Annotated in this window: 20 protein-coding genes; 19 read left to right on the top strand and 1 reads right to left on the bottom strand. The window is 54.2% G+C overall.

The features are described 5' to 3' along the window. Positions 1-48 precede the first annotated feature (48 nt). Positions 49-1,026, top strand: coding sequence for a YpdA family putative bacillithiol disulfide reductase (locus tag DFG60_RS06880; protein ID WP_114571001.1), 978 nt, complete (start codon positions 49-51; stop codon positions 1,024-1,026). Between the two features lie 113 nt (positions 1,027-1,139). Here DFG60_RS06880 and DFG60_RS06875 read toward each other — a convergent pair whose 3' ends face one another. Next, a complete protein-coding gene (locus tag DFG60_RS06875) occupies positions 1,140-2,105 on the bottom strand; it encodes an asparaginase (protein ID WP_114571000.1) in 966 nt (321 codons plus the stop codon). Positions 2,106-2,264: 159 nt separating this feature from the next. Between DFG60_RS06875 and prsW the strand changes: the two genes are divergently transcribed. From prsW to aroA, 18 genes are all read left to right on the top strand, one after another. Continuing rightward, a complete protein-coding gene (gene prsW, locus DFG60_RS06870) occupies positions 2,265-2,918 on the top strand; it encodes a glutamic-type intramembrane protease PrsW (RefSeq protein ID WP_114570999.1) in 654 nt (217 codons plus the stop codon). Between the two features lie 34 nt (positions 2,919-2,952). Continuing rightward, positions 2,953-3,612: a flagellar brake protein gene (locus DFG60_RS06865; protein ID WP_232818658.1), complete on the top strand. Its 660-nt coding sequence runs from the start codon at positions 2,953-2,955 to the stop codon at positions 3,610-3,612. 69 nt (positions 3,613-3,681) lie between these two features. Further along, complete coding sequence (cmk, locus tag DFG60_RS06860; protein ID WP_232818657.1) at positions 3,682-4,353, top strand: (d)CMP kinase; 672 nt, start codon at positions 3,682-3,684, stop codon at positions 4,351-4,353. Next, positions 4,350-4,943, top strand: a complete 594-nt coding sequence (locus DFG60_RS06855; RefSeq protein ID WP_114570996.1) for a lysophospholipid acyltransferase family protein — start codon at positions 4,350-4,352, stop codon at positions 4,941-4,943. Before cmk ends, DFG60_RS06855 begins: the two co-directional genes overlap by 4 nt. A gap of 92 nt (positions 4,944-5,035) precedes the next feature. Further along, positions 5,036-6,166, top strand: coding sequence for a 30S ribosomal protein S1 (gene rpsA, locus DFG60_RS06850; RefSeq protein ID WP_114570995.1), 1,131 nt, complete (start codon positions 5,036-5,038; stop codon positions 6,164-6,166). A 127-nt stretch (positions 6,167-6,293) separates the two neighbouring features. Further along, a complete protein-coding gene (gene der, locus DFG60_RS06845) occupies positions 6,294-7,604 on the top strand; it encodes a ribosome biogenesis GTPase Der (protein ID WP_114570994.1) in 1,311 nt (436 codons plus the stop codon). Between the two features lie 14 nt (positions 7,605-7,618). Continuing rightward, complete coding sequence (locus tag DFG60_RS06840; protein ID WP_114570993.1) at positions 7,619-8,644, top strand: NAD(P)H-dependent glycerol-3-phosphate dehydrogenase; 1,026 nt, start codon at positions 7,619-7,621, stop codon at positions 8,642-8,644. A 33-nt stretch (positions 8,645-8,677) separates the two neighbouring features. Further along, entirely contained in the window at positions 8,678-8,872 is a 195-nt protein-coding gene (locus tag DFG60_RS06835; RefSeq protein ID WP_332871683.1) for a DUF2768 domain-containing protein, read from the top strand. After that, a complete protein-coding gene (locus tag DFG60_RS06830) occupies positions 8,869-9,603 on the top strand; it encodes a hypothetical protein (RefSeq protein ID WP_114570992.1) in 735 nt (244 codons plus the stop codon). The genes DFG60_RS06835 and DFG60_RS06830 overlap by 4 nt, the downstream gene beginning before the upstream one ends. An 84-nt stretch (positions 9,604-9,687) precedes the next feature. After that, a complete protein-coding gene (locus tag DFG60_RS06825) occupies positions 9,688-9,960 on the top strand; it encodes an HU family DNA-binding protein (RefSeq protein WP_012370671.1) in 273 nt (90 codons plus the stop codon). Between the two features lie 153 nt (positions 9,961-10,113). Next, positions 10,114-10,692, top strand: coding sequence for a heptaprenyl diphosphate synthase component 1 (locus DFG60_RS06820; RefSeq protein ID WP_114570991.1), 579 nt, complete (start codon positions 10,114-10,116; stop codon positions 10,690-10,692). A 22-nt stretch (positions 10,693-10,714) separates the two neighbouring features. Further along, the gene (locus DFG60_RS06815) at positions 10,715-11,422 is read left to right on the top strand and encodes a demethylmenaquinone methyltransferase (RefSeq protein WP_114570990.1); all 708 of its coding nucleotides are present in this window, start codon (positions 10,715-10,717) and stop codon (positions 11,420-11,422) included. 1 nt (position 11,423) lies between these two features. After that, positions 11,424-12,386, top strand: a complete 963-nt coding sequence (locus tag DFG60_RS06810; RefSeq protein ID WP_114570989.1) for a polyprenyl synthetase family protein — start codon at positions 11,424-11,426, stop codon at positions 12,384-12,386. 85 nt (positions 12,387-12,471) lie between these two features. After that, positions 12,472-12,885, top strand: a complete 414-nt coding sequence (gene ndk / locus DFG60_RS06805; RefSeq protein ID WP_114570988.1) for a nucleoside-diphosphate kinase — start codon at positions 12,472-12,474, stop codon at positions 12,883-12,885. 142 nt (positions 12,886-13,027) lie between these two features. Next, positions 13,028-13,801: a CheR family methyltransferase gene (locus DFG60_RS06800; protein ID WP_114570987.1), complete on the top strand. Its 774-nt coding sequence runs from the start codon at positions 13,028-13,030 to the stop codon at positions 13,799-13,801. A gap of 27 nt (positions 13,802-13,828) precedes the next feature. Continuing rightward, complete coding sequence (gene aroC, locus DFG60_RS06795) at positions 13,829-14,977, top strand: chorismate synthase (RefSeq protein WP_114570986.1); 1,149 nt, start codon at positions 13,829-13,831, stop codon at positions 14,975-14,977. Beyond that, positions 14,974-16,029, top strand: a complete 1,056-nt coding sequence (locus tag DFG60_RS06790) for a 3-dehydroquinate synthase (protein WP_114570985.1) — start codon at positions 14,974-14,976, stop codon at positions 16,027-16,029. Before aroC ends, DFG60_RS06790 begins: the two co-directional genes overlap by 4 nt. Then, positions 16,020-17,273 (top strand): 3-phosphoshikimate 1-carboxyvinyltransferase, encoded by a 1,254-nt coding sequence (gene aroA, locus DFG60_RS06785; protein ID WP_114570984.1) that lies wholly within the window; start codon positions 16,020-16,022, stop codon positions 17,271-17,273. The genes DFG60_RS06790 and aroA overlap by 10 nt, the downstream gene beginning before the upstream one ends. The last annotated feature ends 8 nt before the right edge of the window (positions 17,274-17,281 follow it).

Raw genomic sequence — 17,281 nt, 5'->3', positions numbered from 1 at the left:
CTTGTGCATTTGCTACACTGGACAAAAAAGAAGAAGTGGGGAGAGGACATGTTAGACACGATCGTGATCGGCGCCGGACCGTGCGGACTAGCCGCGGCCATCGCCATAGAAGAGACGGGAAGAAAGGTCGAAGTGATCGAGAAAGGGAACATCGTCGAGGCGATATACCGTTACCCGACGCATCAGACATTCTTCTCGAGCAGTGAGAAGCTTGAGATCGGTGGAATCCCGTTCATCAATAAGGAGCTGAAACCAAAGAGGCAGGATGCCCTCGTCTATTACAGGGAGGTGGCGAAACGAAAACAGGTGACCGTCCGTCCTTTCGAGTCCGTCATTTCAATCGCAAAGAACGGCGAACGGTTCGAAGTCATCTCGAACCGGTCCGGTCAAGACATCGTCCGCGAAGCGAAGACTGTCGTTCTTGCGACGGGCTACTATGGCATCCCTAACCGGATGGACGTCCCGGGAGAGGATCTTCCGCACGTCAGTCATTACTTCAAGGAGGGGCATCCGTACTTCGGTCAACGGGTCGTCGTGATCGGAGGAAAGAATTCGAGCGTCGATGCGGCGATTGAGCTCGAAAAGGCCGGCGCTTTCGTGACCGTGCTGTACCGGGGCGAGAACTATAGCCCATCAATCAAACCTTGGGTGTTGCCGGGGTTCGAATCCCTCGTCCGAGGAGGGAAGGTCCGGATGGAGTTCGGCGCGACGATCGAGGAAATCACACATTCCGCCGTTCGCTTCAGCCAAGGAGGTGTCGGTCATGAGGTCGAAGCAGACTTCGTGTTCGCGATGACCGGCTACACCCCTGACGTCGGTCTGTTCGAAGGGGCAGGCATCGAGATTGATCCGGTCAGCGGGATTCCGGCACATGACGAGGAGACGATGCAGACGAACGTGGCGGGTCTCTACATCGCCGGAGTCGTAGCGGCCGGTTTTGACGCAAACCGCATCTTCATCGAAAATGGGCGCTTCCATGGGGAGCAGATCGCCCGTCATATGGAGGCAGTCGATTTGAAGGTGTGACCGGAGACCGTGCCGTGTTGAAATCGGTTGGAAAAAAGAAGGTTTTCTCCCTTGGGTAAGGGGAGGAAACCTTCTTTTTTGTCTGTTTCATACCAAAGACGGAGCACGAATGTCTATTCGACGCGGAACGATGCTTCGAGAGCTTCGTGACCGGACTCGATTTCAAGTTCCACCATCAGCTTGAGACGGGCTTTTTGAGAGTTGAGACCATTCGAGAAGATGACGCCAAGCTCTTTTAGCTGCTGTCCGCCTCCTTCGTAGCCGTAGACGTCCTGGACGATGCCGTTGAAACATCGGCTGACGATGATGACCGGCATGATTTTCGTCAATCTCTTGATCGCCTCGACGATTGAAGGGGGGACGTTTCCTTGCCCGAATACTTCGAGGACGAGGCCGTCGTACCCGAGTTGTTCCACTGCGAGCAGCAGATCGGCTTCCATCCCTGCGTAAACTTTCAGGACAGCGACGCGTTTCGTCAAGCGCTCGATCATATGCGTCTTCATGAGCAGAGGGGTGTTGAAGAGGTAGACGTGGTCCTTCGTCACCATCCCGAGATTACCGAAGTGGACCGACTTGAACGTGTCTACTGATGAGGTATGGGTCTTCGTGACGTTGAATGCGGAGTGGATTTCCCCGTTAAAGACGACTAGGACCCCTTTCCCTTTCGCGGCATCACTCGTCGCGACACGAAGCGCAGTGATCAAATTGAACTCGCCGTCCGACCCCACCTCGTTCGACGAGCGCATCGCTCCAGTCAGAACGACCGGTACGGGTGCACCTACCGTCAACTGGAGGAAATAGGCCGTTTCCTCCAACGTATCCGTGCCGTGCGTGATGACGACGCCATCGTATCCATGATTCAGTTCGTCTTTGATGAAATGGGCGAGCTCTAGCATGATGTCCGGCGTGATATGCGGGGAAGGCAGGTTCGAGAAGTGTTTCGTCGTGATGTCAGCGATGTCCGTAGCTCGTGGAAGAGAGGCATCGAGTGGGTTGATTTCGTTCGGCAATACGTGTCCGGCACGATTTTGTGCCATAGCGATCGTTCCGCCGGTGTGGATCAATAGTAGACGCTTCATCGTCTGGGCGGTACATGCAGTCCCGCCCTTCACCTTCTTTCCGTTTAAAATCTGCTGCTACGTCCAATTTAACAATAATTTGTACGCCAGACAACGAACGGCTGTTTTCTTTTTACATGGAAAGCATTATCCTAGAAAGATAGGAAGGGGGGATAAGACGTGGTATCAGTCGTGTTCTCAGGGATCGCCCCAGGAATCGCGCTCCTAGTCTATTTCTATCTCCGGCACGAGCGAGAAGCGGAGCCGATCGGTTACGTCATCCGAAGCTTCGTCTTCGGGATGTTGCTCGTCTTCCCGATCATGTTCGTCGAATATATCCTTCTCGAGGAAGGAATCGTATCTCGAACCGATCCCTACGGCTTCTTGCGGATGAGTGCGGTAGAGGAATTCGGGAAATGGTTCGTCATCTTCTACACAGTCTATATCCATCGGATGTTCGACGACTATTACGATGGAATCATATACGCTGTCGCCTGTTCTCTCGGATTCGCGACGCTTGAAAACATTTTGTATTTGCTGGGGGATGGCGGGACAGAACTTGCGCTCGTTCGTGCTTTGTTGCCCGTCTCCGGCCATGCCCTTTTCGGAGTATTGATGGGTTTCTTCATGGGTAAGGCGAAGTTTTCAGGGAATGCGTCCCGATATTTGATTTATTCCCTTTTCATCCCGATAGGAGCGCATTCGCTGTTTAATTTGATATTATTGGAAAAAGAGCGTGTGACTGTCTTTTCTGTCATATTCATGGTCTGTCTGTGGATAGTGGGTCTTTTCCAGGTCCGGACCGCGAATCGGTTGAACCGGCGTTTGAAATGAAGAACGTGAAAGCAGGAGTATGGGAGAGGTTGAAATGTTTCGAGCTGGAGATTTAGTGATGATCACGTCGGTCGAGGACCGGCAAGGAAAGACGAAAGTGACATCTGTCACCGACAAATTGATTTGGATCGAGGCACCGAGTGAGGTCGCGACGATGAGGACCTTCCTGCTTCAAGAAGAGGAGACGGTCTCGTTATATTTCTTTAAAGAGCATGGTGCGATGTATGCCTTCGAGACGAGAGTGAAAGAACGGCGGAATGATCCGTTGCGCGGACAAGGTTACGGTCTTTCCATGCCGAAGGAAAGTGAGATCAGCCGCGTCCAGCGGAGGCAATTCGTACGTGTGGAATCGGCGCTCGACGTCGCGGTTCATCCGCACAAGAAGACGTTTCTTCCTTATACAACCGTGTCGCTCGACCTTTCAGCTGGCGGTATACGGATTTTGTCTGACCGTCGGACGGTCGAGGTGGGGGAGGAGCTGGAGCTTACTTTCATCCTGCCTCAGAACGAAGGATGGCAAACGATCGACGTCGTAGCGGAACTCGTGCGTTCAGCACCGCGTGATGAAAAATATGAACTGTCGTTCCAGTTCACCCAGATTCCGGACCGGTCACGCGAACTTGTATTGCGACACTGCTATCAGGCGCAGATGAAGAATACAGGCAGGGGAACAAACCCGTTCACCTCCCCTTGATATTCTGATATGATATTTGGCAGTGTGTCGGATCGACCGAACTGTCATGAGAAGGGAAGGAAAGAAACAGTGAAAAAGATACAAATCGCATTAGATGGACCAGCAGGAGCTGGAAAGAGCACGATTGCGAAGCAACTCGCTTCGAAACTAGGATATGTCTATATCGATACGGGAGCGATGTACCGTGCCGTGACGCTTTCCGCCCTCGAATCCGAAGTCGACCTCGAGGATGGCGAAGAATTAGGAAAGTTAGTGAAAACACTGGCGATTCGTTTAACACCAGGCGAAAACGGGCAACGTGTCTTTATTGGGGAACGAGAAGTCACGGAAGCGATTCGTTCGAGTGAAGTGACGAATAACGTCTCGTTCGTCGCTCGCCAAAAACAGGTGAGGGATGCGCTGGTCGCTCTACAGCGATCCGTTGCATCAGAAGGCGGAGTAGTCATGGACGGTCGCGACATCGGTACTGTCGTCTTGCCGGACGCAGAACTGAAGGTCTATATGGATGCGACTGTAGAGGAACGGGCCGGAAGACGTCATCGCGAGAACATCGCGCGTGGCATGGAAAGCGATCTTCAGGCACTTCAAGCCGAGATCGCTTTGCGTGACAAGCGTGACAGTGAAAGAGAAGTATCTCCTCTTTCTCAGGCGGCCGACGCCGTTTATCTCGATACGACGCATCTGACGATCGACGAAGTAGTCGATCAGTTGAATGCCCTCGTCAACGGTGTCCTCCAATGAAAGATCCCGTCTATCGTTTCGTCCGGATCGTCGTCATGTCGATCGCGAAAATCGTATTTCGCTTGAAGGTCGAGGGGCGGGAGAACTTGCCTGAAACCGGGTCAATCCTGCTCTGCTCGAATCATTCTTCGAACTGGGATCCAGTTTTCCTGACGAGCGCGTTGCCGCCAAGTCGTCCGGTCAGGTACATGGCGAAAGAAGAACTGTTCAACGTGCCCGTCCTGAAGCAAATCATGATTTCTGCCGGGACCTACCCCGTCGGACGTGGCCAGGGCGACAGGCAGGCATTGAAAAAGACGATTGAACTGCTCAACAAAGGTGAGACCGTCGGTATCTTCCCGGAAGGGACACGTTCGCTTCCCGGGGAGTTCAAGGAGCCGCAAGGTGGTGTAGGGTTCTTCGCCCTCCGTTCGAACGCGGCGATCATCCCGGTCGCCATCATCGGTGACTACAAGCCCTTCCGCCGGATGCGAGTCGTCATCGGACCACAGACCCGAGTAGAGGATCTGCGCGATAAACGCGGAGCAGCGAAGGAAGTGGCGGAACGCATCATGTCGGATATCGTGACGGTGTACCGTAAAAACCAGTAAGTTCTTGACAAAGCAGGGGAATTGTAAGAAGTTAGAATTAGGTCGAACGTATAAAGCGTTCCTTGTACTCATCGTGAGGAGGTTGTGTTGCAATGGTCGAAGAAATGAAAGATATGCCTGATTTTGAGATTCATCGGGACCAGGTCGTAACGGGCATGGTCGTGAAGATTGAAGACAAGCAAGCACTCATTGATATCGGATATAAGACAGAAGCGATCCTGCCAATCAGCGAGGTGTCGAGTCTCCATCTGGATGACATCCACGCTCAGTTGAAGGTTGGCGATGAACTACAAGTAAAGGTGAAGAAAATCACGGACGAAGAGGTCGTCGTCTCCAAACGGGAAGTCGACGCCCTGAAAGCATGGGAAGAAGTCGAGGCGAAGTATGAATCGGGTGAAATCTTCGACGTCGTCGTCAAAGACATCGTCAAGGGTGGTCTCGTCGTCGACATCGGCGTCCGCGGATTCATTCCGGCCTCACTCGTCGAACGTCATTATGTCGAGGATTTCTCGGATTACATCGGGCGCTCGATCGCGGTCAAGGTCGTTGAACTCGACCGTGAGAAAAATCGCGTCATCCTCTCGCATAAAGCAGTCGTCGAGGGCGAGCTGAACGCGAAGAAGAAGGATACGCTTGAACATCTTGAAGTCGGACAGGTTCTCGACGGAATCGTCCAGCGCTTGACGGATTTCGGTGCTTTCGTCGACATCGGCGGGGTGGACGGGCTCGTTCATATCTCGGAGATGGCGCATCATCGCGTCGAACGCCCTTCAGACGTCGTCAAGGAAGGCGATCAAGTAAAGGTCAAGGTGCTTGGTGTCGACCGCGATACGGAGAAGGTCAAACTCTCGATCAAAGAGACGCAACCTGGTCCGTGGCAACAAATGGAAGGCAAAATCCAGGCCGGGGACATCGTGACCGGGCGCGTCAGACGTCTCGTCCAGTTCGGTGCTTTCGTCGAACTCGCGCCTCAAGTCGAGGGACTTCTCCACATTTCGCAAATCGCGAACCGTCATATCGGTTCTCCTTCCGAGGTGCTTGAAGAAGGTCAGGAGATCAAGGCGAAAGTTCTTGATGTCAACCTGGACGAACATAAGATTTCGCTTTCTACCCGCGTGCTCGAAGAGGAAGAATCGACGGATGACTACTCTCAGTACACGGACAAGAACGAAGGATTCTCGATTGCGGATCTCGCGGATCAGGACTCGGAATCTGAAAAGTGATGGACTCTCAGCAAGCGGGTGCCTCGGCACCTGCTTTTTTCGTTGTTTAGGTAGTTGTGGTGATAAGGCGCTTGATTTGGTACAATAAAACGGCTATGAAGCTAGAGAAGAGAAAGAAGGTGTTGGGATGGCAATTCCAGTAGTGGCGATCGTAGGTCGCCCAAATATCGGGAAGTCGACGATTTTTAACCGGGTGATCGGGGACAGAGTGTCCATCGTCGAAGATAAGCCAGGTGTTACCCGCGACCGTATTTACGGAACAGGAGAATGGCTCAATCGTCATTTTCATGTCATTGATACAGGTGGAATCGAAGTCGGGGATGAGCCCCTGCTTCAAATGATGCGTCATCAAGCGGAGCTCGCAATCGATGAGGCGGATGTAATCATCTTCATGGTCAACGGCCGTGAAGGAATCACGGCAGCGGACGAGGAAGTCGCGAACATGTTGTTCCGTTCGAACAAACCGGTCGTCCTTGCCGTCAACAAAGTCGATAACTTTGAAATGAAGGAACTCATGTATGAGTTCTACTCGCTCGGATTCGGCGATCCATATCCGATCTCCGGAACACACGGGCTCGGTCTTGGCGACATGCTCGACCGTGTGCTTGAACTTGCTCCTGACAAGGAAGATATCGTATACGACGAAGACGTCATCAAGTTCGCACTCGTCGGTCGCCCGAACGTCGGTAAGTCGAGTATGACGAACTCGATCCTCGGAGAAGAACGTGTCATCGTCTCGAGCATCGCAGGAACGACACGCGATGCGATCGATACGCCGTTCTCGCGCGACGACCAGGAGTACGTCATCATTGATACGGCCGGTATGCGTAAACGCGGGAAAGTCTATGAATCGACTGAACGCTTCAGCGTCATGCGCGCGCAAAAGGCAATCGAACGGGCGGATGTCGTCTGTGTCGTTCTCGATGGCGAAGAAGGCATCATCGAGCAGGACAAGAAAGTCGCAGGCTACGCGCATGAAGCGGGCCGTGCGATCGTGATCGTCGTCAACAAGTGGGACGCGGTCGAAAAGGATGATAAGACGATGAAGAACATGGAGAAGGAAATCCGGGAAGAATTCCGTTTCCTCGACTATGCGCCGATCGTGTTCGTCTCTGCGAAGACGAAACGTCGACTCCAGACGCTCCTTCCGGTCATCAAACAGGCTGCGAAGAGTCATGCACAACGCGTACAGACGAGCGTATTGAACGATGTCGTCGTAGATGCGGTCGCAATGAACCCTGCTCCGACGGACAAAGGTGTCCGACTGCGCATCAATTACGCGACACAAGTGGCTTCAAGACCACCGACGTTCGTGCTCTTCGTCAATGATCCGGAGCTGCTCCATTTCTCTTATAAGCGATACCTTGAAAACCGGATTCGGGAAGCCTTCGACTTCACGGGCACGCCGATCCGCATCCTGGCACGTCAAAAACAATAAGGAGTGTTGCTGCGATGGGTAAAATCACAGTAATCGGCGCAGGCAGCTGGGGGACCGCACTCTCCCTCGTGCTTGCGGATAATGGACATGACGTCGTCCTGTATGGCAGAGAACAGCAAAACGTCGATGCGATCAACGACCGCCATATGAACGAACAGTTTCTCCCAGGCGTCCTGCTCCCTGAGACGCTGAAGGCGACGACTGATTTCAAGAAGGCGGTCGACGGTGTCCCGTTCATTCTGATCGTCACCCCTTCTTCGGCGATCCGGTCAGTTTCGAAACAGCTGAATGAGTCGTTGACGGGTCCTGCCGTCATCATCCATGCAGCAAAAGGGATCGAACCGAAGACGCACAAGCGGCTCTCTGAAATCATCGAAGAAGAGATTTCACCTGAGAAACGCAAAGCGGTCTGTGTCCTGACAGGTCCTTCGCATGCGGAGGAGGTCGCGTTGCGTAAACCGACGACGGTCACTGTCGCTTCGAAAGACTTGGAACAGGCGGGCATCGTCCAGGAGATGTTCATGAATGAGAATTTCCGCGTCTACCTGAATGGGGACATCATCGGTGCAGAGCTCGGCGGGGCGCTCAAGAACATCATCGCGCTCGCTGCCGGCATGACGGATGGTCTCGGTTACGGTGATAACGCGAAGGCCGCCCTGATCACCCGTGGGATGGTCGAAATCACGCGGCTCGGCGCGATGCTCGGTGCGAATCCTATGACGTTCACCGGACTTACCGGTATCGGTGATCTCATCGTCACATGCACGTCCGTCCATAGCCGGAACTGGCGGGCTGGAAACGCGATCGGTCGCGGTGAAAAGCTCGAGGATGTCCTTGAAAACATGGGGATGGTCGTCGAGGGCGTGCGTGCCACGCAAGCGGCGTATGATCTTGCGGAGACGGAAGGATGCGATCTGCCGATCACGACAGCGCTCTATCACGTCCTGTTCGACGGACACTCTCCGCAAGAGGAAGTGCAGAAACTGATGAGCCGTCCTCAGAAGAACGAGCTCGAGCATCTGTTCACTTCGAAAGATTAACGGATTGGGGTGGGAACCTTGAGTCCTGCATTGATGAAAATGTGGATATCGTTCGGAGGCATCGGCCTCTTCGCGATCAGCGTGCTGCTCGTAACGATCAGCCGCACGAAATTGAAAGGCGTCTTTGCCGGCATCGTATCGCTCGTCGCCTTTCTCTGTTTCATCGTCGCGTCCATCATCATGGTGTTCATCGTGATGGCCGGTCCTAGCGGAGGCGCGACGCCATGAAGAAACTGTTTGTTGCGTTATTGATCGTCCCTGTTCTCCTGTTGTCCGGATGTATGTTCCCCGACAGCGAGAAACCTTCGAACCGCGTCCCGTACCCGGAACAGCTCCGGACGGTCCAAGATGCGGTCGATGCATTCAAAAAGGATTCCGGCGTATTGCCGATCAAGACGAAGGATGCAGCCACGCCGTTGATGGAAAGGTATCCTGTCGATCTCGGCCGCTTGATTCCCCGCTACATGTCAGATCCGCCGTCGAACAGCTTCGAAGGGGGAGGGACTTTCATCTACTTGCTCGTCGACGTCGAAACGAAGCCGACGGTCAAGTTGATGGACCTGCTTGTCGCAGAGGAGCTTCAAAAGCTGCAAGTCCGAATCGACAGTTACCGGAAGAAACACGAAAAGTACCCATTCAAGGGTTCGATCGGAAAGAATCAGTTCACCCTCGATCATGAGAAGCTGTTTTTGAAGAAGAAGCCGCAAGTAGCAAGCCCTTATTCAGACGAGATGCTGGACGTGTACGTCGACGGGCAAGGCCAACTCTTCATCAACTACATGCCTGAGTTCGAGAAAGCGCTGAAGAATACGGACGAAAAGCTGAAACCTGGTGAGGATATTCGTTATCTGCTCTATAAAGACGAGCCATTCGTCCCCGCGTATTCTCAAGCGTACACGATTGATGAAAAAGGCGAACCTATGTTTTCCGAGGAATCGAAAGAACAATCAGAAAATTAATCGCATTTCAGCAGAAAATGTTGTAATAGCAACGTTTATACGGTATGATTAGCCTCGAAGACGCGTTGGGAGGGGGTGAAAGTAATGAACAAAACTGAACTCATTCAAGCAGTTGTCGAAAAGTCAGGTCTTACGAAGAAAGATGTGACGAAAGTAGTCGAATCTACATTCGAGTCAATCACTGAAACACTTCAGTCTGGCGAAAAGGTCCAATTGATTGGTTTCGGAAACTTCGAAGTCCGTGAACGTGCAGCCCGTAAAGGTCGCAACCCACGTACGAAAGAAGACATCGAAATCCCAGCAAGCAAAGTACCAGCGTTCAAACCTGGTAAGGCGCTTAAGGATGCCGTAAAATAATCCTGCTACATAGTCGTCCGAGGAATTCCTCGGACGGCTTTTTTTTGCTTGTGATTTGTGTACATCCGCGGGCATGAATGCGGGCGGATTATGGTATATTAAAAAAGAAGAACGTCCATCATGTGATGGCACTGGAGATCGGGGGGTAAAAGCATGGAACAAAAAGAGCTGCTTGTGACAAAACTCATCGAAGAAATCGACATGAAAAAATCCAAGCGACTGGCTCATCATGTGGCATTCCCTTCTATCAGCCGGGAAGAAATCAGTTGGTTGGTCGATGTCGCCATATGTGAGGATATGAATTGGCATTCCCTCGTACGGGGTGTCCATCATGCGATGACTGCACTCGTGTTGCATGAGCGGATCGGCGCGACACGACCTGGCTCTCGCGAAAGACAATTGCTCGTTTTGGCAGGGGATCTGTACTCGAGCTATTTCTTCGCTGAACTGTCAAAGGTCGGTGAAGGGGTGCTCGTCTCGCTCGGGAAAACAGTCCAGCGCGTCAACGAAGCAAAGTGTGCGCTTCATGAGGCACGCTATTCCTCGGTCGAGGAGCATGCGTTGCTGTGGCTGACCGCCGAATTCGGCGTCATCCAGGGTCTTTCGATGATCAGCGGAAACGATTGGCTGACGGAAGAAGGCCAGAAGCTGATCAGGTACAAGGCGAATGAGCTCAGTCAAGAGACAAGAGAACTGTTGCTCTCTCATCTAGCAGAGATGGCGGTAGCGTAACAGAAGCGAAAGGGTGAACTGCGTGCAGACTCAAGAGAAGGAAAAGAAAGTATACGAGGTGTTTCAATCCATATCGAACAACTACGACCAGATGAACTCCGTCATCAGCTTCAGGCTCCACAAATGGTGGCGCCGTGAGACGATGCGCAAGATGCAGGTGTTCGAAGGCGCGAAGTGTCTTGACCTTTGTTGCGGGACGGCGGACTGGACGATCCAACTGGCGGAGGCTGCTGGTCCGACAGGCGTCGTCAAAGGCCTCGATTTTTCGGAGAACATGCTTGCGGTCGGCCAAAAGAAGGTCGATTCGCTCGGACATAAGAATATCGAGCTCGTCCATGGAAATGCGATGGAGCTGCCTTTTGGGGATCACTCGTTCGATTTCGTGACGATTGGATTCGGACTGCGGAACGTACCGGACTACTATCAGGTCATCCAGGAGATGTACCGCGTGTTGAAACCAGGAGGTACGGTCGTCTGCCTCGAAACGAGCCAGCCAACCGTCCCTTTGTTCCGCGAAGCCTATTCGTTCTATTTCGGGAAGGTGATGCCTCAAGTCGGCCGTCTGCTCGCAAAATCGTTCGAGGAATACAATTGGCTCCAGGAATCGACGAACGTCTTCCTTGACCGTGTCGCGCTGAAGGAGCTGTTCGAGAGAGCCGGGTTCATGCAAGTCGAAATCAAATCGTTCGCCGGCGGGGCGGCAGCGATGCACCTCGGGAAGAAGTGGTGACATGTCGCTCCATTCCATTTACCGTGACGTCACGAAAGAAGTTTCGCTGATTGACGACTTCCTGAAAGATCACATCGGGTCGGCTGATGTTTCGATCGACGCAGCCGGAAAACAGCTGCTTGAAGCTGGCGGCAAAAGGATAAGGCCTGCTTTCGTCCTGCTCGCCTCGAAGTTCGGACGGGCAGAGCGTGCTGACTTGATTCGCGTCGCAGCGAGTCTCGAACTGATCCATATGGCGTCACTCGTTCACGACGACGTCATCGACGACGCGGAGCTAAGGCGCGGCAAGCCGACCGTCATGCAGCGTTTTGACGAGGAAGTCGCCCTTTACTCCGGAAACTATCTGTTCGGCGAGGCGATTAAACTGATCGGTGAAATCGGTCGTCAGGATCTCGTCCAGGTGATGGTCCATACGCTTCAGGAAATCTGCGAGGGCGAGATTGAACAAATCTTCGATCAGTATGACTGGGAACAATCCGTCAAGCGCTACTTGAAGCGGATCGAACGCAAGACCGCGATCCTGATCGAAGCGAGCTGTCACCTCGGTGCGCTCGTCGCGAACTGTTCGCCTGAAGATACACGGGCGTTACGACTGTTCGGCCGAGACATCGGACTGGCGTTTCAAATTGCCGACGACCTGCTCGATTTCACAGCGAAACGGACAGAGCTCGGCAAGCCGGTCGCGGAGGACCTCAGGCACGGTCATAAGACGTTGCCTGTCTTCTATGCTTCTGAGGACGGGGAGTTCTTCGATCGTCTCTTGACGATCCGCTCCATGCCGTCCCATGATGAGATCGCTCCGTTGCTTGACCTCCTCCACGGGACGGATGCCCTCACACGGACCCAGCGGACGGTCGATAAATACATCCGTCGGGCAGTCGGGCGGCTGGGCGTACTTCCGCGGACGAGCGCGAGACGATCCCTCGAGGAAGTGGCGCGTTACGTCGGTCGCCGCAAAGGCTGACGGATAGGGTTGCTAGATGTTCCATAAACAGGTAAACTACCTATGTAAGCGCTTTTCTAAGATAGAATCATAGGGGGAACGTATGATGGAACAAACTTTCTTAATGGTAAAACCAGATGGCGTAAAACGTGGCTTGGTCGGGGAAATCATCAGCCGCATCGAACGTAAGGGGTTCGTCATCCGTGAGATGAAGATGATGAACGTCACGGAAGAACTCGCGAAAGCGCATTATGAGGAGCATGCTGAGAAGCCATTCTTCGGGGAACTGGTCACATTCTTGACTTCAGGTCCTGTCGTCGCGCTTCGTGTCGAGGGAGAGGACGTCGTCAGCGTCTCGCGTCTCATGATCGGGAAGACGAAGCCGACTGAAGCTCAACCGGGGACGATCCGAGGCGATTTCGCGAACACGATGAGCGAGAACGTTATCCACGGTTCGGACAGCGTAGAGAGCGCGGAACGTGAGCTCGGTCTTTGGTTCAAACAAACGGTCAACGCATAAGGGGAAAGGCAGCCGGGCATTATGCCCGGCTGCCTTTGTGTTTCGTAAAAAAAATCAATTGTGCTACTATAAGAGAGATAGACGGGATGGACCGACCAATCGGTCCTGATTGTGTTTGTGAGAGGACTTTGTGAGGTGGATTATGCAAGATTACGAACTATTCATTCAACGATTCTATAAAAAGTCGGGCATCAATCTCGGGCAATACAAAGAAGCCCAGATGAAGCGTCGCCTGACGGCTCTTCGTGACAAGAAGGGATACGACAATTTCAATGCATACATGCAGGCGATGGAGTCGAGTGCGGCCCTGTATGATGAATTCCTCGACCGGATGACGATCAACGTCAGTGAGTTCTTCCGCAACCCGATCCGGTGGCAACAGCTGGAGCAGGATATCCTGCCGGTGCTCGCTTCGCGGGCACATGGGCGAATCCGTGCATGGAGCGCGGCATGTTCGACCGGTGAGGAGCCGTATTCACTTGCCATGCTGATGAACGAGCAATTCGAGGAAAAGGACTTTACGATCCTTGCGACCGACCTCGACGATATCGTCCTTGAGAAGGCGAAGCGGGGCGTCTATGGCCCTTCTGCGCTGAACGAGGTCATCGAGGAGCGGAAACGGAAATATTTCACGGAACGGGATCAGCAGTTCGAGATCTCACCGGACGTCAAGCGACTCGTGCGTTTCGGAAAGCATAACCTGCTCGCTGACCGATATGAGACTGGATTCGATTTGATCATCTGCCGCAACGTCCTGATCTATTTCACGGAAGAGGCGAAGGCGCATGTCTACCGCTCGTTCGTAGACGCGCTCAAACCGGGCGGCATCCTGTTCGTCGGCGGGACGGAGCAGATCTTCCAGCCGGAGCGGTTCGGACTGCGGTTGAAGCAGAGCTTCTTTTACGAAAAAATCTGATGTAATTGATGAGGAGGGTGAGCAATCATGCGTTATTTGACTGCAGGGGAATCCCACGGGAAAGGGTTGAGCGTCATTCTCGACGGCATGCCTGCCGGGCTCGTCCTCGATTTCGAGGCACTCGACCGTGAAATGGCAAGAAGACAAGGCGGTTACGGGCGAGGACGTCGCATGCAGATCGAGCAGGACCGGATCGAATTCACGGGCGGGGTGCGTCACGGGTATACGACGGGCTCACCTGTGAGCATCTGGATTGAGAACAAGGACCACACACACTGGAAAGGTGTGATGCAGTCCGAGCCGCTCACGGAACCGCTTGAACGCCCGCGGACATTGACAAGGCCGCGACCGGGTCACGCAGACCTCGTCGGCGGCCTGAAGTTCGCACATCGCGATCTGCGGGATGTACTTGAACGTTCTTCTGCCCGGGAAACCGCTGCTCGCGTCGCCGTAGGTGCGGTCGCGAAGCAACTTCTCGGTGAACTCGGTGTCGAGGTCCATTCTCACGTCCGTTCGATCGGCGGAATCGATGCCCGCGCAGATCTTGCTATAGTACCCGAAGAAGTCGAAGCGTCCCCTGTCCGGTGTGCGGACCCCGATGCGGCTAAGCGGATGATGGAAGAAATCGACCGTGCGAAAGCGGAAGGGGACACGCTCGGAGGAGAAATTGAAATCATCGCTGAAGGAATGATGCCCGGCATCGGATCATTCACCCAGAACGACTTGAAACTCGACAGCCGGATCGGCCGTGCGGTCCTCAGCGTCAATGCGATGAAGGCGGTCGGATTCGGTGACGGATTCGAGCTTGCCCGGAGAAGGGGCAGCACCGTCCAGGATGAGATTTTATATGAGGACGGCTATACGAGACGGACGAACAATCTCGGCGGCATCGAAGGCGGAATGTCGACCGGGATGCCGATCGTCATCCAAGCAGCGATGAAACCGATCCCGACCCTTTATAAACCGCTTCAGTCCGTCGATATCACGACGCATGAGGCTTTCACTGCACAAGTCGAGCGGAGTGATGCCTGTGCCGTTCCTGCCGCGTCCGTCGTCTTGGAGGCGGTCGTCGCGATCGAGCTGTCGGCAGCAATTCTCGAGATGTTCGGGACATCGACGATGGATCGCTTGAAGGAGTCCGTCGCTACATACCGGCAGGAGGTGCATCTGTTTTGACACGCATCGACGTACGGGCAAGCAAGCCGTATCCGATTTGGGTCGAGCAGGATGCAACGATGAGACTCAGTGAAGTTCATGAAATCGAACGGGCGGACACCCTTTGGGTGATCACGGACGATACGGTCGATGCCCTGCACGGAGCAGCGTTAAGGACGAGCATCGACAAGCAGTTCCCCGGGCGCCGCATCGTTCTGAGCAAGGTCCCGCCCGGCGAGCGGAGCAAACGTCTCGATGTTTACGAGCGGCTCGTCTCGGAAGGACTTTCGAACCAGGTGACGCGCCAGTCGGTGGTGCTTGCGTTCGGTGGCGGCATGATCGGGGATTTGGCCGGCTTCGTGGCCGCGACGTTCATGCGCGGTATTCCGTTCGTTCAATTGCCGACGACGTTGCTCGCCCACGATTCGAGTGTCGGAGGGAAGGTCGGTCTCAATCTTCCGGAGGGGAAAAATTTGATCGGCGCATTCCATCAGCCGGTCGCGGTCCTCTATTCGACCGGATTGCTCAGCACGCTGCCTGACCGGGAATGGCGCAGCGGTTTTTTCGAGTTGCTGAAGCATGGCTTCTTGTACGAGCCGAAGTTCGCAGAAGAGCTGATCGCTCTAAATTTAGAAGGCGTCAAGTCGCTCGACTATGAGAAGTGGCTCGTGCGCGGCATCGAAGTGAAGCGACGGATCGTAGAGCAGGATGAGCGGGAGACTTCGATACGCGCCTTCCTCAACTACGGGCATACTTTCGGGCATGCCGTCGAGTACGCATCGAGCGGATTGACGCATGGCGAGGCAGTCGGAATCGGCCTCGTGTTCGCCAAGATGCTCGAGCGTGATGACGAGGGAGCCGGACGTATCGCGTCGCTCTACAAGAGGCTAGGTGGAGAAATACCTGAACTTTTGCCGTTTGATGAGTATGCCCGGCTGATGGGCAATGATAAGAAACAGAAGAACGGTATACGCTTCGTCGTCGACCGCGGAGGCTTCGCCCTCGTGCGCGTGACGGACGAGGAACTTAGACGTGCATTTGAATCTACTGTGAGGTGTTTACGATGGGGTTGAGAGGATCAGTACATGTACCTGGAGATAAATCGATGACACATCGGGCCATCCTTTTCTCAGGACTTGCCGAAGGAACGTCCCGTGTGACGAACTTCCTCAGTGGCGCGGATTGCCGTGCCTCGATCGAGGCGATAAAGGCGCTCGGCGCAGATGTCGAGCTCGAAGACGGGGTGCTGAAAATCACTGGAGTCGACGATGTCCGTTCGGGCTCGATCGATTGCGGTAATTCCGGGACGACGATGCGGCTCCTGCTCGGCCTGCTCGCCGGACGCGAAGGCGAGTTCAGACTCGATGGTGACGACTCGCTGAGGAATCGTCCGATGGATCGTGTCCGCATCCCGCTGAAAAAGATGGGAGCTGACATCGAAGGAGACCGGGCGCCGGTCGTGGTAAGAGGGAATGAGTTGAAAGGCGTCGTTTATCGACTCCCGGTCGCAAGCGCACAGGTGAAGAGCGCGATCCTTCTCGCCGGACTCAAAGCAACAGGAAAGACGACTGTCATCGAGCCGGAACTGTCACGCGACCATACGGAACGGATGCTTCCGCGTTACGGCATAGCCGTCGAGGTGCTCGATACGGATGAAGGACGGGAGTTGACGGTGCATGGTCCTGCGAAGCTGCGGGCGACGGATGTCGAGATCCCGGGTGACCCGTCGTCGGCCGCCTTTTTCTGGACGGCTGCCCTGCTCGTCCCTGACAGTGAGATCACGACGAAAAACGTTTTGCTCAATCCGACACGGACTGGTTTCCTGCAAGTGTTGCGGCAGATGGGGGCGAGTATCGAGATCGCAAACCGCAGGGAGGTCGCGGGCGAAGAAGTCGGGGACGTGACGGTGAGGACGCAACATTTGCACGGCGTCGTCGTAGAAGGCGCGCAAATCCCCTCCTTGATCGACGAGGTTCCGCTCATTGCGTTGCTTGCGACGCAAGCGGAAGGAGAGACCGTCATCCGTGACGCGGAAGAGCTTCGATACAAGGAGACGGACCGGATCGATTCGGTCGCATCGAACTTGAAAAAGCTTGGTGCGGACATCGAGACGGCTGCGGACGGCATGCGAATCAAAGGTTCGCACCTTCATGCCGGTGAGGTGGACAGTCTAGGCGATCACAGGCTGGCAATGATGCTCGCAATCGCGGGTGAGCTCGTCGGTGGTGTCGAGGTCGCCAATAAAGAGGCGGTTGAAGTTAGCTACCCGACGTTCTATGATGACTTAAAGACATTGAAAAATCGAATGAACGGATAAGTGAGAAG

This window comes from Exiguobacterium flavidum (assembly GCF_003344535.1).
Classification (GTDB): Bacteria; Bacillota; Bacilli; order Exiguobacteriales; family Exiguobacteriaceae; genus Exiguobacterium_A; species Exiguobacterium_A flavidum.
This window is presented reverse-complemented; position numbering and strand designations above follow the sequence as displayed.

Bases quoted from the DNA above. Each gene is read 5' to 3' on its own strand.
- ndk (WP_114570988.1), top strand. From the start codon at position 12,472: ATGGAACAAACTTTCTTAATGGTAAAACCAGATGGCGTAAAACGTGGC.
- aroC (WP_114570986.1), top strand. From the start codon at position 13,829: ATGCGTTATTTGACTGCAGGGGAATCCCACGGGAAAGGGTTGAGCGTC.
- aroA (WP_114570984.1), top strand. From the start codon at position 16,020: ATGGGGTTGAGAGGATCAGTACATGTACCTGGAGATAAATCGATGACA.
- DFG60_RS06800 (WP_114570987.1), top strand. From the start codon at position 13,028: ATGCAAGATTACGAACTATTCATTCAACGATTCTATAAAAAGTCGGGC.
- DFG60_RS06880 (WP_114571001.1), top strand. From the start codon at position 49: ATGTTAGACACGATCGTGATCGGCGCCGGACCGTGCGGACTAGCCGCG.
- DFG60_RS06830 (WP_114570992.1), top strand. From the start codon at position 8,869: ATGAAGAAACTGTTTGTTGCGTTATTGATCGTCCCTGTTCTCCTGTTG.
- DFG60_RS06810 (WP_114570989.1), top strand. From the start codon at position 11,424: ATGTCGCTCCATTCCATTTACCGTGACGTCACGAAAGAAGTTTCGCTG.
- DFG60_RS06840 (WP_114570993.1), top strand. From the start codon at position 7,619: ATGGGTAAAATCACAGTAATCGGCGCAGGCAGCTGGGGGACCGCACTC.
- rpsA (WP_114570995.1), top strand. From the start codon at position 5,036: ATGGTCGAAGAAATGAAAGATATGCCTGATTTTGAGATTCATCGGGAC.
- DFG60_RS06865 (WP_232818658.1), top strand. From the start codon at position 2,953: ATGTTTCGAGCTGGAGATTTAGTGATGATCACGTCGGTCGAGGACCGG.
- DFG60_RS06875 (WP_114571000.1), bottom strand. From the start codon at position 2,105: ATGAAGCGTCTACTATTGATCCACACCGGCGGAACGATCGCTATGGCA.
- DFG60_RS06820 (WP_114570991.1), top strand. From the start codon at position 10,114: ATGGAACAAAAAGAGCTGCTTGTGACAAAACTCATCGAAGAAATCGAC.
- der (WP_114570994.1), top strand. From the start codon at position 6,294: ATGGCAATTCCAGTAGTGGCGATCGTAGGTCGCCCAAATATCGGGAAG.
- DFG60_RS06825 (WP_012370671.1), top strand. From the start codon at position 9,688: ATGAACAAAACTGAACTCATTCAAGCAGTTGTCGAAAAGTCAGGTCTT.
- DFG60_RS06855 (WP_114570996.1), top strand. From the start codon at position 4,350: ATGAAAGATCCCGTCTATCGTTTCGTCCGGATCGTCGTCATGTCGATC.
- DFG60_RS06835 (WP_332871683.1), top strand. From the start codon at position 8,678: ATGAAAATGTGGATATCGTTCGGAGGCATCGGCCTCTTCGCGATCAGC.